Source organism: Aeoliella straminimaris, assembly GCF_024054565.1.
GTDB lineage: Bacteria > Planctomycetota > Planctomycetia > Pirellulales > Lacipirellulaceae > Aeoliella > Aeoliella straminimaris.
On record NZ_JAMXLR010000015.1, the window covers coordinates 1 to 14,247 of the forward strand.

Here is a 14,247-nt window from a genome sequence, read left to right on the forward strand (position 1 = left end):
ACGTGTTTTGAAATTGCCTGAATAGCAAAAAACAGCTACGGCTCCCTCTTTTGGTTAGCAGCCTCAAGGAAGGAGCCGCAGCATGAAAACGGAGTGTCAGTATTCCAGTGATTCGACGAACAAGCAATGGCAATCGGTTCGGCAGTTGTTGCCACCTCCCGCCAGACTGGGGCGGCGGCCGATCGATCGTCGGCGGATCGTCAATGCGATTTTGTATTTGGTCCGCACGGGTTGCCAGTGGAGAATGCTGCCCCAGGACTTCCCGAATTGGAACACGGTTTATGGAGTTTTCCGGCGGTGGCGAGACGATGGCACTTGGCAGCGAATTCACGATCGCTTGCGGGAAAAGGTGCGGAAAGCGGCTGGCAAGAAATCGACTCCCACAGCGGCTATTGTCGACAGCCAGTCGATCCGAACGGCCGAGGGAGGAGAAGAACGTGGCTACGACGCGGGCAAGAAAATCACTGGTCGTAAGCGGCATCTGGCGGTCGATACGCTGGGACTGGTGCTGGCCGTGGTAGTTCATAGCGCAGCCGTGCAGGATCAGTGGGGAGCAGAGTGGGTGATGGACAAACTGGGAGAGCAGTTTCGGCGACTCAAGGTTATCTTCGGCGATTCTGCGTATGGTCGATCGGGATTGCCAGAGTGGGTTAAGGAGACTTTCGGCTGGATGCTGCACACAGTGCTTCGTCCGGTCGACGTCAAAGGGTTCGTCGTGCTGCCGAAACGATGGATTGTCGAACGCACCTTCGCCTGGCTAGGACGTCACCGTCGCCACAGCAAGGACTACGAAAAGACCGAAGCCTCCAGCGAAGCGATCACCTACATCGCCATGATCAGTCTCATGTCCAAACGGCTGGCCATGGCGGAAAAATGAATTTTTAAAACACGTTCTTAGGTGGTTTGCCATCCGAAGTGCAAGAACTCGTGACGAAGCGTTTGCCAACGGGTGTATCATACATCGATCGTACCTTTCCCGAGCTCACCTCAACTCGGATCGATCATGCGACGGCGTAAAATCATTTGGCTAATTCCGGTGGTGATAAGTGTGCTCGCGTGGGCAATATTCGCGATACCTCAGTACTTGGTTGGAATTCATCAACGGAGCGTGACTCGAGAACTGGCGGCTTGGGAAGAGGATTATCGCGGCATCGAGTCCCATCAGGACGCGGTTCGCACTGCCGAAATGATCGAATACGTCCAGCAGTACTATGTGCCGAAAGATGGCTATCGCAGTACTCCGCGAATCGAAGCAGCACTCGAGCGACAACGACAGGAGACGGTAGCCGCCTTCATTGGGTCGCTCCGTCAGTACACTGGGCAAAACTTCGGAGACGACGCTGCCAAGTGGCGGGCATTCCTCCACGCTTCTGCGACGGAGAGGGCGGCGGAAAAAGGGGAGATAGAAACAACAGCACAACCGGCGCCCTAACTCTGCGTTTAATAGACTTTCTGGACTATCCAGCTTCGGCGCAACCCAGTCGCGAGAGTCGCCGTTAGCTGCGTCGCATCCCTTCTGCGGCGACTGCTAGGGACAGCGGACGGCAAATGGGTTAGAATGCGCGCGTTGAGCTCGTCTTATCTTCATTGCTGGATGCTTTCATGATTGTCGCCGTCCCTCGTGAGACCAGTGCTGCTGAACGCCGTGTAGCGCTGGTGCCGGCGGGAGTTGCGGCGCTCGCGAAGCGGGAAGTTTCCTGCCAGGTGGAAGCCAACGCCGGCATCGCCGCTGGCTTTACCGACGAAGCCTACCGCGAGGCGGGTGCGGAGATTGTCGCCGATCGCGCAACGCTGCTGCAGGCGGCGGATGTGGTACTGCAAGTCCGCACCCTGGGAGCCAATCCCACGGGATCGCCAACTGATCTCGACGATCTGAAGCCCGGTGCCGTGGTAATCGGCATGGCCGACCCCCTGGGGAGTCCCGCGGCGGCTACGGAGTATGCCTCGCGGAAGCTCACGCTGTTTGCGCTGGAACTGCTGCCCCGCATTAGTCGCGCGCAGAGCATGGACGTGCTCTCGAGCATGGCAACCGTGGCCGGCTACAAGTCGGTGCTGTTGGCCGCTTACGAATTGCCCAAGATGTTTCCGCTGCTGATGACCGCCGCGGGAACGCAAAAGCCGGCCAAGGTGCTGGTAATTGGTGCGGGCGTTGCCGGGCTGCAGGCCATTGCCACTGCTCGGCGACTGGGAGCCATCGTGCAGGCGTACGATGTACGTCCCGCCGCTCGCGAGCAAATTGAAAGCGTGGGGGCAACGGCCGTACAGTTGGACCTGGCCACCGACGACGCCGAAGACAAGGGCGGCTACGCCAAGGCACTGTCGGCCGAGCAAGAAGATCGACAGCGCGAGCAACTGGCCGGCGTCGTGGCCCAGTGCGATGTCGTAATCACCACGGCCGCGATTCCGGGCCGCAGGTCGCCGCTGTTGATTACCGAAAAGGCTGTCTCCGCTATGCAGCCGGGAAGTGTCATTGTCGACTTGGCCGCCGAACGGGGTGGCAACTGCGAGGTGACGCAGCCCGACCAGACCGTCGAACACCAAGGCGTGAAGATCCTCGGGCCCACGAATCTTCCCAGCACCGCGCCGCTGAGTGCCAGCCAGATGTACTCCACCAACCTGATCAACTTCTTTTCGCTGCTCATCAAGGACGGCGAACTGACGATCGATACCGAGGATGAAGTAATTCGCGATACGCTCGTAACTCGCGGGGGCGAAATTACCAATACCCGCGTGCAACAACTGCTCGAAACCGCCAACTAATTACAGCCTCCTCCCCGTCCCCAACCTGGACGCCGAGTCATGACAACGTTCACCATATTCGTACTCGCCATTTTCGTGGGTTTCGAAATCATCACCAAGGTTCCGCCCACGCTCCACACTCCGCTGATGAGTGGCTCGAACGCAATCAGTGGCATCACGCTGATCGGGGCTATCCTGGCCATGCAGGCCGACTTCCAGGTGGCTTGGCTGGCGCCCACGCTCGGCTTCGTGGCTATCGTACTGGCGATGATTAACGTCGTGGGTGGGTTCTTTGTCACCCACCGCATGCTGGCCATGTTCAAGAAGAAGTAAACCACCACCAACTCGATAAAGAACCTCTCTTGATAGCCTCCGCCGACATCACGACCTACCTCGCCAGTCCCAAACTCGCCGATGCCGGCTACCTGCTGTCCGCGGTGCTGTTCATCCTGGGCATCAAGGGCATGACGCATCCCCGCACGGCGGTCCGCGGCAACCTGCTGGGCGCCGTGGGGATGCTGATCGCCGTGCTGGTCACCGTCGTGAGACTCGGACTGCTACCGGTCGGATTAGCGGGCGGCGCCATGGCTATTGGCGCGGCCATCGGCTGGGTGCTGGCCGTGCGAGTGCAGATGACCGAGATGCCACAACTGGTGGCGCTGTTCAATGGCTTTGGCGGCGCGGCCTCGCTACTGGTGGCGGGAGCAGACATCGCCCAACGCGAGAGCCTTGTTACGGTCGTCGAAAAGGTCGCGGACAAGGTGCAGCCAGTTGCTCCCAACTTCGCCCTGCTGGCCGCGGGTGCGGCTGGCTTGATCGGTGCTGTGACACTTACGGGTTCACTGATCGCGGCCGGCAAGCTGCAGGGCATCCGCCTGGTCGATCGCAAACCACCCGCAGGCATGCAATTCGTCAGCGGTGTGCTGGCCGTTTCGTCTCTGGTGCTACTGGGACTGATGGTGGCCGGCTATGCGTGGGCGTTCTGGGTGCTGGTGGGGGTGGCCGCCGTCTTAGGCATCACGCTGGTTCAGCCCATTGGCGGCGCCGACATGCCGGTGGTCATTTCGCTGCTGAATAGCTATTCGGGCCTGGCGGCCGCGGCGGCCGGTTTCTTGATTCAAAACAACGTCCTGATTATCGCCGGCTCGCTGGTGGGTGCCAGCGGGTTGATCCTGACCAACATCATGTGCAAAGCGATGAATCGCTCGTTGGCTAACGTGGTGTTCGGCAAGCTCGAACCATCGGCCGAAGGTCCTTCGGCCGACGAAGTCTACGAGGGCAAGATCAAAGCCACCAGCCCCGAAGAAGTCGCCATGCTGCTCGACGGCGCCCAGCATGTGGTCATCGTGCCCGGCTACGGCATGGCGGTCGCCCAATGCCAACACACGGTTCGAGAACTCGCCGACGAACTGGAGAACCGTGGTGCCACTGTCGAATACGCCATTCACCCCGTAGCTGGTCGCATGCCGGGACACATGAACGTGCTGCTGGCCGAGGCCGACGTGCCCTACGACAAACTCAAGACCATGGAAGAGATGAATCCTGAGTTCTCGCAGGTGGATGTGGCAATCGTGCTGGGCGCGAACGATGTGGTGAATCCCGTGGCCAATACCGACCCGACCAGCCCCATCGCTGGAATGCCAATCCTGGAAGTCGACAAAGCCCGCACCGTGGTGGTCATCAAGCGGAGCCTTTCGCCCGGTTTTGCGGGCATTCCCAATCCCCTGTTTGCCGCCGACAACTGCCTGATGCTCTTTGGCGATGGCAAAAAAGCGATGGTCGACTTGGTGGCGGCGGTCAACGAAAACTGAGCAATCGAGGTGCAGACCAGCTGCTGGTGCCCCCGGAGGCTTTGCCGTCGCCGCACGACCGGCATAACCCGGTCGGCGATTTCGCACTTTCTGTCAGGCAAACTGCTTTACGCCTGATGTTCGTCCAATCAGCATGGGAGTTATGAACCGCAACGATTCCCTACCCACATTTCTCGAACAACTGCCCCCCAACACCGTGGGGTGGCTACTCGTGGGGGGGCTCACCCTGGTGACGGTCGCACAGTTTGCCACCATGGTGCCCGTGATGGTAGGCGTGGCAACACTGATGCTGGGGTCGACGCTGGCCGTACGCGATCGCGTACCACCGCAAATGCGGCTGTTGGTCATGAGCGCCAACCTGATCGTCTACCTGTTGCTTTACGGCCTGTTCTTCGGCGCACTGGTGCACCAGGCCACGCTGTGGATGCCCATTGCCCCACCCTGGTTCCGGCTCACCGACCTGGGCGCCAGCCTGTGGCTGGTGATTCTCAGCCTGCAAATTGGGGTTCGGCAGATCCAAGCCGCTCAGTAAGCGATAGCATTCGCTTCCCGCTTACTCCTCGTTCAGCTCTACCCACTCGCTGTCGGCCACATGGCCGCGCCGCGTCAGCGAAGCGCCGCCGATCATCAGCAGGCGGTCGTCGCCAGCGGGCAACAGACGGTGGAAGAACCGCGGGTCAGCATGGCGAGCCACTTCCTGCCAGCCATCGAGATCGTCCGACAATGCATAGACGATGCCCGAACTGCCGCTGACGTACAGCTTGCCTTTGTGATTCCAGGCCGAGACACCAAAGCCCTGCATGCCATCGCCGGGCAGCTCGGGCAGAGTGCGCCACTCGCCCGAAGCGAGATCCAGGGCGTCGACTTGCCGGGAGATGTCGCCGAATTCGTCAATGCCACCGATGACGACCAAGGTGTTGTCGACAAACGAAGTCGCCAGTGCCCGCCGCACGAACGGCGGTTGGGGCAACTCTTGCCAACCTTCTTCAGGATGCTCGAGGTTCAACTTCAAGGCAGTCTCGCTCCACACCCCATCGGGCGTACCTTGCAAGTCCCATCCACCGGCGACGTACAACACTCCATCGATCACCACGGCGTCGTGCGAGCTGCGGGCCTGGGGAAGAGAAGGTAAATCGCTCCACTGGTTGGTGGCGGGATCGAACATGGCCACCTTGTCGACCGAGTGCATGTCCGCGTCTTCGTCCTTGGAGTTATGCGAGAACACACCGCCCACGCGGTAGACTTTGCCGTCGTAAGGCACCAATGCGAGCCCCTGCACGGGGTCCTGCATCGGCAGTTCCTGCCACTCGCCACCGGCCAGCGGCATACGGACGAAACGCTGCGAGTAGTGCTCCTTGGAGTGGGCATGAGCCCGACCGGTATGTCCGCTGTAGACATACACGTGATCGCCAGCGACCGCGGCGCCGAAGCTCGTCACGGCCTCGGGCAACGGCTTCAGGGCCGAGGGAACGGGCGGCTCGTTACTGGCGGCCTTCTCCTTGTCCGCCGGGGTCTCTTCCTTGGGCGGCACCGAAGTATCGACGGTCATCGTCAGATAGTGCGATGCGCTGGTGTACTTCTCACCGTTCAGCTCCCCTTCTTCCTTGTCGGTCACCCCAACGGTGAAGCCCAGCTTGCCTTTGGCCAGGTTATAGAACTTCGCTACTCCATCCTTGCCAGACTGCTTGTCGGCTTGTTCGCCATCGGACGTGGTTACCGTCACATTGGCATCGGACACGGGCTTGCCGTCGCGGGTAACGGTTATGGCAATGCCTTTGTCGACGAGCGAAGGGCGGGCGTCGATCGCAAAGCCATCGACCGCCTTGTCGCCTTCGAGCTCGGCCGCTTGCTTCACGTTGCCGGCGTAGTGCTTCACATAGTACGAAAGCAATGTGCCGTGATAGTTGCCGTAGACGCAGGTGGTGGTCAGCACGCCAGTCGATACGGCATCCGGCTCGCTCTTGCGGCCGACAAATTCTTTCGTCTCTTCGGCCTCGAGTTCGACCTGCTTCAGTTCGTCGGTCTTACCCTTCAACATCACCTTCGCTTTACCAACCACTTCGGGCATGCGGTAATCCATCTCGTGCGGCGACTCGTTGAAGAACAATAGCACGCGCCCCTCATCGTCGGAGGAAAGCCAGGGGAAGTGGGCGTGGGAAACGCTGGCCATGGCCATCAGGCCAGCCAGGCAGGACAATAGCACGGTCGATTTGAACAGCATACTTATCTCGCTTTGAGTGAAAAATTGGAGTCGTCGAAATGGGACCAGTCGCACGGACGGTGGCCCCTCATTATTTGCTCTTTTGTGCGCGGACGGGGCGGACGAACCAGTTCACCCAGGCGAAGAAAACGGCCGTCGTTACCAGCGTGCCGACCAACTGACTTCCCGTGGGTTCAGGGACGGCCAGTATACCAGTCTGAGCACCTGCAGGAAGCAAACTGGCCCCCAAATTGTTCCGCCAAACGGCGAAGTCGGCCAGGTCCACCACACCATCCAGGTTGCCGTCGGCCGCGACATTGTCAGTGCCAAATTGCGATTTCCAAAACGTGTAGTCATCGATGTCGACGGTACCGCTTTGATCGTAGTCGCCCGGTGGATACTCCACCGTTTCGAAGAACGGCGAGCCACCGCTAGCAGTCTGCTCGGCGATCATGGTGTCGACACGCAGCGTATCGACGGTGGAATGGACTTTCTGGTTCCAGTTAATGCGAAAGTCGCCCGTGTACTCTGGCAACCAGAATTCGAAGACCAACTCCTGATACTGCGCCTCGCCAAAACTCGTCAGCACGGCATCTTCGTAGCTCAGTTCGGCCACCTGTAAGGCGTCGTCGCTCGCTCCCCCGGTGAGGGGCGAGTCGGACAGGTCGACAATTTGCAGCGACTCCAGATAGACTCCGGTGCCATGCCCTGGGAGAGAATCTTCGTCGGGATTCTGCGACGAGCCTATCTGCACCATCACATGAGTGCCGAGGCCTTCGGCAGCCCCACCATGATTGTAGATGTCGGCCGCCGCACTATAGTCGCCGGCAAACGAGTAGAAGTTGTAGGTGCCGCTCTGGAAGCCAGGCGATAGCACACTGTGAGTGGGCTCGGTGAGCGTCGCCCCCGCGACATCGTAGCCACGGTCGGGAAGGTTATCGGCAGAGCCTGTCTTGTAATCCCAAACCTGATGGGTCGACCCCGCATCGCCCACACTCCAACCACTTGGCTCCTCGAAGCCCGAAGTCACTTGCAGGCTGGAGGTAAACCCCTCGTCGGCAGAAACGCAGAGCGACGGAATCATACAGGCGGCAAGGACGATCATGTGCTTGCTCATATCTAAGGCAACTTTCTTACGAAGGTTGAAAGTGGATTGCTGTGCGAACAAACGGAGGTGCTGACAGTCCCGTTTACAACGAGCTCAAACTCACGAGCTCGCCACCCTCGCGTGTGGCCGACGCGTCGTAAACTTCCTTGGTAATGGACTCCGTGACGAAGTGCACTGAACCGTCGACCATCAGAAACTGAGCGCCGCCCGGATGATCGCTACGAAACGCCGTGTGCGTATTGGCGAACTGCCCGTAATCGTCCGGCGGCAACCTGGGATTGAACTCGCCATGGGTAGCACCAAACGCGCCAACCACGTAACCGCCCGCCCAGTTCGGCCCCGAGTCGCTCTGACCATCGAAGTAGTCAAACTCGCCAATCGCAAAGGTATGGCTGGTGCCATCGATAATCGTCCGCAGCGGCAACAGCTTCTCGTTTTTCAGCTGGGCGATAATCGCCCCGTTGTGCAAGCACTTGTGCGTTCGCACATCGATGTACAAGTCGGGCCGTGTGGTGCCAGTGCAGGCAACGTAACTGCCGTGAGCGGCGGTGGAGTTGCCTCCCGCGGGCAGCACCATCGAAGGACATAGATATACCGGGATGGCGGTGCTGATCACGCCATCGTTGTCGGGGTGAAATACGTTTACTTCGGGGTTGTAGTGAGTGAACTGGTTAGCTTGTTCCAAGTAGGGCAGCAGCCTGACCAGCGCGCTTTCCTGAAAGCGGTCTCCCGACCCTTCGCTATCGCCATCCGATAGTTGCCACGCAGCGGGTAGGCCGTTGAACGTATCTTCGTAAAGCAATACTGCCAGACCGATTTGCTTCAAATGATTCGAACACGAACAGCGCCGGGCCGCCTCACGCGCGGCTTGCACCGCGGGCAACAACAACGCGACCAGAATGCCGATAATGGCGATCACAACCAGCAGTTCGACCAACGTGAACCCACGAGCCCTGCTGGCAGGCGGGCGACCAACGGCCGCAGTGCTTTTGAAGCGTTGGGGGGAGTCCATGTGCTACCAACCATCCTGATAGTGCTGAAGCGAAACATCGTTGGTACTCAGCCCCGGTCGCCAGCTAGTGGCGGCCGGGGATCTGAATCACCATTCGGAACTAGCCAGCCACCCGCCGTTGACGACAGGCGACCATCAGCCCCAGGCCGGCCAGGCCAACCATGGCGAGCGTCGAAGGCTCGGGCACCTGGCTGGGGGTAACGGCGTCGTACGCGCTGGCCGAATTCACGTAGTCCACGCGGAATTGGGCGAAACTCGTGTGGGGTCCGGCATTGGCGAACTCAACCAGGTAGCCAGCTTCGGCGGCCACCTGCCATTCGGCCCACACATAACTGGTCGCGGCCGCCGCGTTGCCATCGTCGATGTCGTGCAACACTCCGGCCGAGGTGCCGCGATAGATCAACTTGGTAGGTGCAACACCGTCGAGCAGCACGGACGTTGGGTCGACTCCGCCTTGCACGCCAATTTGCAGCACGACCGTCGAAAAGGCCTCGGCCGTCGACAAGCCAGTCAAGCTGAGGTCGAAATTCACCACCGAGTCAGCGGTGTAAATGTTATCGGTGCTCGCAAACAGCGGAACCGTTGGACCAGGGCCGGTGCCCGGAACGAAGTCGCTGGCCGAAAGCGTTGCGGAACCGGTGCCGAACTCGGCGACATCCGGCACGATGGGGCCAGCGAAAGGCGTGGGCTGCGACATCGTGGCAGCAAACTCATCCCACTCGAACTGGCCAGTGGACGGGGTACCAAGATCGGCAAACCAGTAGGGGCTCGTGTCGGTGTCGGACAGAGCAGCGGGGGCCAGTACCACGGTCATCAACAATCCCAGGCCAGTAACAAAAACGCGACTCATTACACTTCTCCAAAAAATGCTCTGCCAAGAGGGGTTCATCACAGCATCAATTTCTTAGGCATCCCTCCGAGGCGGGATCCGCGAGGCAGAGCGAACTCTCGCGGACGGGGGACCAAGGGGTGCGGTCGCTGGCGAGCGAAATCCGATTCACGTGGCTGGCTAGGTATTGCGACTGCGTCTCAATAGCAATAAGATAGCGACCTCTCGCCAGGTGTCAACGGGCGTGTGTTTCAAGAAAAACCCTACAAAACAAGGCTCTTCCCCATGGAGACGCTAAAAAAACTCATATTCTCGTGCGAAAAATCGTGCCCAAGAAAATCTGCCTGTGGCAGGGCCCTCGATATGCACCGGCGGGGATTCACTCGGGGTGCGATCGATGTCCTGGAGGTCGAGTTGGCACGATCGCCGGACGAGGGACACCTTTGGCAGATCAGGGCCCTGCTGCTGTACCACGATGGCCGGCTTGCCGAGGCGCTACACGACGTGGAGCGGGCGCAGATGCTGGTCCCGCTGATGCCCGCTGCGCGATTGGTGATGGCCGAGGGCCTGCGGCACCTGGGGCGGAAAGAGTTAGCCGGCGATGTGTACCTGGCGCTGGCCGAATCGTGCTCGGCCGTCGATGAGATGCTGCCCCTCGTGCAGCATGGCCTGGGACGGCTGGGGATGTGGGCCGAAGTGGCGAGGCTTTGCCGATGGGTGCTGCACTTCTCGCCCGACGACGACCTGCAGTTGTACCTGCTGAGCCGCTCGTCGCTGCACCTGGGGCAGCCGGCCGAGTCGGTGGTACCGTTGCTCAGGCGGGCCGTCTATCTGGCACCGTCGGTCGAGCGCTACCGGGCGGCGCTCATCGTTCAACTGATCGAGCAGCGCCGCTGCGACGAGGCCTATAACGAACTGCGCCAACTGCCCGTCGCGGCGCTGGAAGGCATTTGCTGCAAGGGCTGCTTGCGGCGACTACTGGAACTGGCCATGGCCTACGGCGACTCGCCGCGGGCGGGGGTGTTTGCCGCGCAGCTTGCTTCGTTCGTTCCCCAGTCGGCCGCCCAGCAAGGAGATGCTCACCATGACTGATGCACCCCAGACCAACGCACCGGAGCCACCGCCACGGCACATCGAGTCTGCCGCGCTCCTGCAAGGTGCACGCGAGATCGTCATCGAGCACGCAGGGCAGTGCTATCGGTTGCTAGTAACCAAGAACGACAAGCTGATTCTGCAGAAATAAACCGCAGAATTGCCTATGGAGCCAGCTCTTCACCCGGCTTTACGTCGGCCTTGCCAGGGACGGCGAAGCGGCCATAGTTCTTGCTGCAACGGTTGTACTCCGTGGCAAAGGCATCCGCGTCTTCGGGCGTGAACTTCCGGTCGATGGTCCGCTTGAAGTCCTTGAACTCGTACACGTGCACCACATAGTTGGATACCGGCTCGGTGCGACCATACTCGTCGGCGCCCTCACCCTCGCCCCTGCCCTCGGCTGCGGGAGCGTCGGATTGAGCTTCCGCCGGCTCGTCGGCAGGTTTGGTCTCCTCGACGGCTTCTGCGAGCTTCTCTTCGGGCTCGTCGTCGAAGATTTCCTTCTGCTTCTTGGCGTTGCCCTTCGTGGACTTCTTGGCCGGGGCTTTCTTCTTGCTCGACTCGGCCGGTTCTTTCTCCTCGGACTCCTCTTTGGCAGCCTTGGCTTTGGTCGTCTTGGCCTTCTTCGTTTCGGCCTTTTTGGTTTCGGCCTTGGCCTTCGACGCGTTCTTGGCAGGAGCCTTTTTGGCGGGAGCCTTCTTGGCCGGTGCTTTCTTCGCCCGCGACTTCGGCTTCTTCTCGGCGACTTCTTCTTCCTCGGGCTCCTCGGCTACTTCAGCCTCAGGCTCGTCTTCCTCTTCGTACTCATCTTCCTCTTCGTACTCATATTCGTACTCTTCGCCGTCTTCGTACTCGTCGTCGTCATCGTCGACGAATTCGTAGTCGCCATCGTACAGGTCGTTGTCGTCTTCGGCTGGCATAGCAAGCAGCTTTTCGGCTGAGGGCTGGAGGTGGGGGCGAACAGACAATCCGCTAGTTGTGGCCCCGCGAGAAACCATCAGTATCAGGCGATTTGCCCGCGCCGTCAACGTGCCACCCAGGTACCCTCGAGCGGGCCTAATCCGCTAGATCTAGCGGTGCGAGCTATCGGACGTCGTGCTCTGGACCACTTGGCTGCGGGCGATTTCCAGGGCTTTCGACAGGGCGGTGTCCTGATCGGTGCCCCGATAGGCCGCCATGTGGCCTCCCTCCGGCAAGCCGTTGGCCCGTCGTACGACGATATCGGGCTGCACTCCGACCTGGCTGATGGGCTGTCCGTTGGGAGAGAAGAACTTGGCCGTGGTCAGGCGGATGCCAGCACCACCGTAGCCGAGCGGGAAGATACCCTGCACCGAACCCTTGCCGAAGCTTCGTTCGCCAACCACCGTGCCGCGGCGGTTGTCGCGGATGGCCGCGGCAAAGATCTCACTGGCACTGGCACTTTGATCGTCGATCAGCACCACCAGCGGAACCCGCCAGGTGCCGGCCCGGTGGGCTCGGTAGTCGAAGTCCTCGCCAGCACTGCGGCCGCGGGTCGAGACAATGCGTCCCTGGGCGACAAACTTGTCGGCCAGTTCCACACTCGAGGTCAGCAATCCACCAGGGTTGCCGCGCAGGTCGAGTACCAGCGTCCGCATCCCCTTGGCGTGCAGATCCCACAGGGCCTGCTCCAAGTCGCGGCTCGTGGTTTTCTGGAACACCGGCACCCGGGCGTAAGCCACGCCGTACGAGGCGTCGACAATCTCCACGCCTTCCAGGCTCGGTACATCCACATGCTCGCGACGCACATCCACGTCGAACGCTGGTCGTGCCAGACCGTTGGTCTTCGACGGTACCACATGCACGCGGACGAAGCTGCCCTCTTCGCCAGTGAGCATGCCGGCGGCTTCGTCGGTGCTCATGGTGGTGATGTTCTTGTTGTCGATCATGGTGATCACGTCGCCCGCCTGAATGTTGGCTCGCTCGGCAGGGCTGTTGGGAATCACGCTCACGATCTCCAACCCACCCTCAGGCGAAGCTTTCAGCTCCACGCCCAGGCCGACAAAGTTGCCTTCGATCTGCGAGTAGATCTCACGCAGTTGGTCGCCCGACAAGAATGCCGAGTAATGGTCCAGGCTGCCAGCCGCCGAGGCAGTGAATTCCAAAGCCACGGCCGTACGACTCAGACCAAGCTGCTGCGAAGCAATCTGGGCGACTTGTTGCTCGACGGCCACGGCCGCTTCCCGCGAAGTGACCTGACGATTGCGAAGCGGTGCGTAGATGGCCCGCCGGGTTTGCAGTACCGTCGCAGAATCGGCCTTGATGCCGTTGTGACGCAGGAAGTTGGTCTTGGTGAGGGCAACATCCACCGATTGCACGCCACGCTTGGCCAGCACACTCCATGGCGGCGCGTCGACGTAGTGCGACTCGATCCTCGCCATCAGCTCGCCGTACAGTTCGTCGGCTTGTGTTACTTCCAATGTCGAGACGGCATCCAGGAAGCTGTGATCGACGTACCGACGCTCCACCCCGTAGTGCAGGCGGGCGATGTCGAATCGCTCAGCCAGTTGACGGTCGTCCGGATGCTTGCGAACGGCTTCTTCGTATAGCGCCAGGGCGTCGCCCCAGCGGTGCTGACCTTCCAGCTCCCGACCTTGGCTCAGGAGCTTCGTGATAACCTGAGGCATTGCCTCGCCGCTAATGGCGACGGCGTCGCCCTGGGCTCGTGCCACGGTGCCGGCCGTAAGGGCTGTAACGCCTACGGCTACCGCGGCAAGGAGTCGGAGTATCGCGCTGGGTTGCGAATGACGCATTCTGTTTCGTTCCGTCTATGTATCGCGAATGGTTTGCAGCCTGGCTGAACCAGCGACTTCAAACCGAGCGGGGCAGGTTGCCGAACCGAAAGCAGCAAGGCCACTAGTCGGGGGCACAAGCGAATATAGGCCACGATTTGGGGGTGGTCAAAAAAACTGACACCACAAAATTCACAGCTATTCAATGCAGTGTGCCGCACGATCCGTACAAGCGCCTTATTGCACTTGCTTGGTGGCTGATTAGTGGTCCCGTGCCACCTCGCCGGAGCCTGCCGTCCTTGTCGATTGTCCGGATTCCACCGAACCTGTCGACAAGACCGCTCATGAAAAGGCGTCGTGCCAGAACGGCCGGCGACGTCACTATCGCCGGCCCTCGATCGCCGCCGGAGCTGAAAAGATCGCCGCTCCGTGGCTGTGTCTAGTAATACGCCCAACTGTCCACCAAGGTTCGCGCCGCTGGCAAACCCTCCGGTGAGGCCCGTTTTTTGGGCCAACTTGTTTTGGGCCAACTTCCCCCATTTAGATCCATGGTCCCAATTGGCCCAAAACTCCGCGGCCTGGGGGATTCGTAACTCCTTTCTTGATAAGCGTTTATAACTTTGCCCAGTTCGAAGACCGAGCGAGTTTTGGTACATCGGTTAACCACACGTGGCCCAAAACTCTGATGGTGGCCATTTGCTCCGCA

Annotated in this window: 14 protein-coding genes; 8 read left to right on the forward strand and 6 right to left on the reverse strand. The window is 60.3% G+C overall.

Features of this window, described 5'->3' with window-relative positions:
- The first annotated feature begins 82 nt into the window (after nt 1–82).
- The 6 genes from NG895_RS03155 (at nt 83) to NG895_RS03180 (ending at nt 5,082) form a co-directional block, all read left to right on the forward strand.
- Complete coding sequence (locus NG895_RS03155) at nt 83–877, forward strand: IS5 family transposase (RefSeq protein ID WP_252850998.1); 795 nt, start codon at nt 83–85, stop codon at nt 875–877.
- Between the two features lie 126 nt (nt 878–1,003).
- Nucleotides 1,004–1,432: a hypothetical protein gene (locus NG895_RS03160; RefSeq protein WP_252850999.1), complete on the forward strand. Its 429-nt coding sequence runs from the start codon at nt 1,004–1,006 to the stop codon at nt 1,430–1,432.
- A gap of 170 nt (nt 1,433–1,602) precedes the next feature.
- The gene (locus NG895_RS03165) at nt 1,603–2,760 is read left to right on the forward strand and encodes a Re/Si-specific NAD(P)(+) transhydrogenase subunit alpha (RefSeq protein ID WP_252851000.1); all 1,158 of its coding nucleotides are present in this window, start codon (nt 1,603–1,605) and stop codon (nt 2,758–2,760) included.
- A 39-nt stretch (nt 2,761–2,799) separates the two neighbouring features.
- Nucleotides 2,800–3,072 carry an NAD(P) transhydrogenase subunit alpha part 2 gene (locus NG895_RS03170; protein ID WP_252851001.1) on the forward strand — a complete coding sequence of 91 codons (273 nt, stop codon included), beginning with the start codon at nt 2,800–2,802 and terminating at the stop codon, nt 3,070–3,072.
- A 29-nt stretch (nt 3,073–3,101) separates the two neighbouring features.
- Nucleotides 3,102–4,550: an NAD(P)(+) transhydrogenase (Re/Si-specific) subunit beta gene (locus NG895_RS03175; protein ID WP_252851002.1), complete on the forward strand. Its 1,449-nt coding sequence runs from the start codon at nt 3,102–3,104 to the stop codon at nt 4,548–4,550.
- Between the two features lie 142 nt (nt 4,551–4,692).
- The gene (locus tag NG895_RS03180; protein ID WP_252851003.1) at nt 4,693–5,082 is read left to right on the forward strand and encodes a hypothetical protein; all 390 of its coding nucleotides are present in this window, start codon (nt 4,693–4,695) and stop codon (nt 5,080–5,082) included.
- 21 nt (nt 5,083–5,103) lie between these two features.
- Here the strand turns inward: NG895_RS03180 and NG895_RS03185 are convergent, their stop codons facing one another.
- The 4 genes from NG895_RS03185 to NG895_RS03200 form a co-directional block, all read right to left on the reverse strand.
- On the reverse strand, nt 5,104–6,771 hold the full coding sequence (locus NG895_RS03185) for a Kelch repeat-containing protein (protein ID WP_252851004.1): 1,668 nt from the start codon (nt 6,769–6,771) through the stop codon (nt 5,104–5,106).
- Between the two features lie 70 nt (nt 6,772–6,841).
- The gene (locus NG895_RS03190; protein ID WP_252851005.1) at nt 6,842–7,867 is read right to left on the reverse strand and encodes a hypothetical protein; all 1,026 of its coding nucleotides are present in this window, start codon (nt 7,865–7,867) and stop codon (nt 6,842–6,844) included.
- 73 nt (nt 7,868–7,940) lie between these two features.
- Nucleotides 7,941–8,870: a DUF1559 domain-containing protein gene (locus tag NG895_RS03195; protein WP_252851006.1), complete on the reverse strand. Its 930-nt coding sequence runs from the start codon at nt 8,868–8,870 to the stop codon at nt 7,941–7,943.
- Nucleotides 8,871–8,970: 100 nt separating this feature from the next.
- Nucleotides 8,971–9,720: a PEP-CTERM sorting domain-containing protein gene (locus tag NG895_RS03200; protein ID WP_252851007.1), complete on the reverse strand. Its 750-nt coding sequence runs from the start codon at nt 9,718–9,720 to the stop codon at nt 8,971–8,973.
- Between the two features lie 393 nt (nt 9,721–10,113).
- Here NG895_RS03200 and NG895_RS03205 point away from each other — a divergent pair, with 393 nt between their 5' ends.
- Nucleotides 10,114–10,791, forward strand: a complete 678-nt coding sequence (locus NG895_RS03205) for a tetratricopeptide repeat protein (protein ID WP_252851008.1) — start codon at nt 10,114–10,116, stop codon at nt 10,789–10,791.
- Nucleotides 10,784–10,942, forward strand: coding sequence for a hemin uptake protein HemP (gene hemP / locus NG895_RS03210; protein WP_252851009.1), 159 nt, complete (start codon nt 10,784–10,786; stop codon nt 10,940–10,942). The genes NG895_RS03205 and hemP overlap by 8 nt, the downstream gene beginning before the upstream one ends.
- A gap of 13 nt (nt 10,943–10,955) precedes the next feature.
- Here the strand turns inward: hemP and NG895_RS03215 are convergent, their stop codons facing one another.
- Both NG895_RS03215 and NG895_RS03220 read right to left on the reverse strand, forming a co-directional pair.
- On the reverse strand, nt 10,956–11,711 hold the full coding sequence (locus NG895_RS03215) for a hypothetical protein (RefSeq protein ID WP_252851010.1): 756 nt from the start codon (nt 11,709–11,711) through the stop codon (nt 10,956–10,958).
- Between the two features lie 150 nt (nt 11,712–11,861).
- Entirely contained in the window at nt 11,862–13,562 is a 1,701-nt protein-coding gene (locus NG895_RS03220; RefSeq protein ID WP_252851011.1) for a S41 family peptidase, read from the reverse strand.
- Nucleotides 13,563–14,247: the final 685 nt, after the last annotated feature.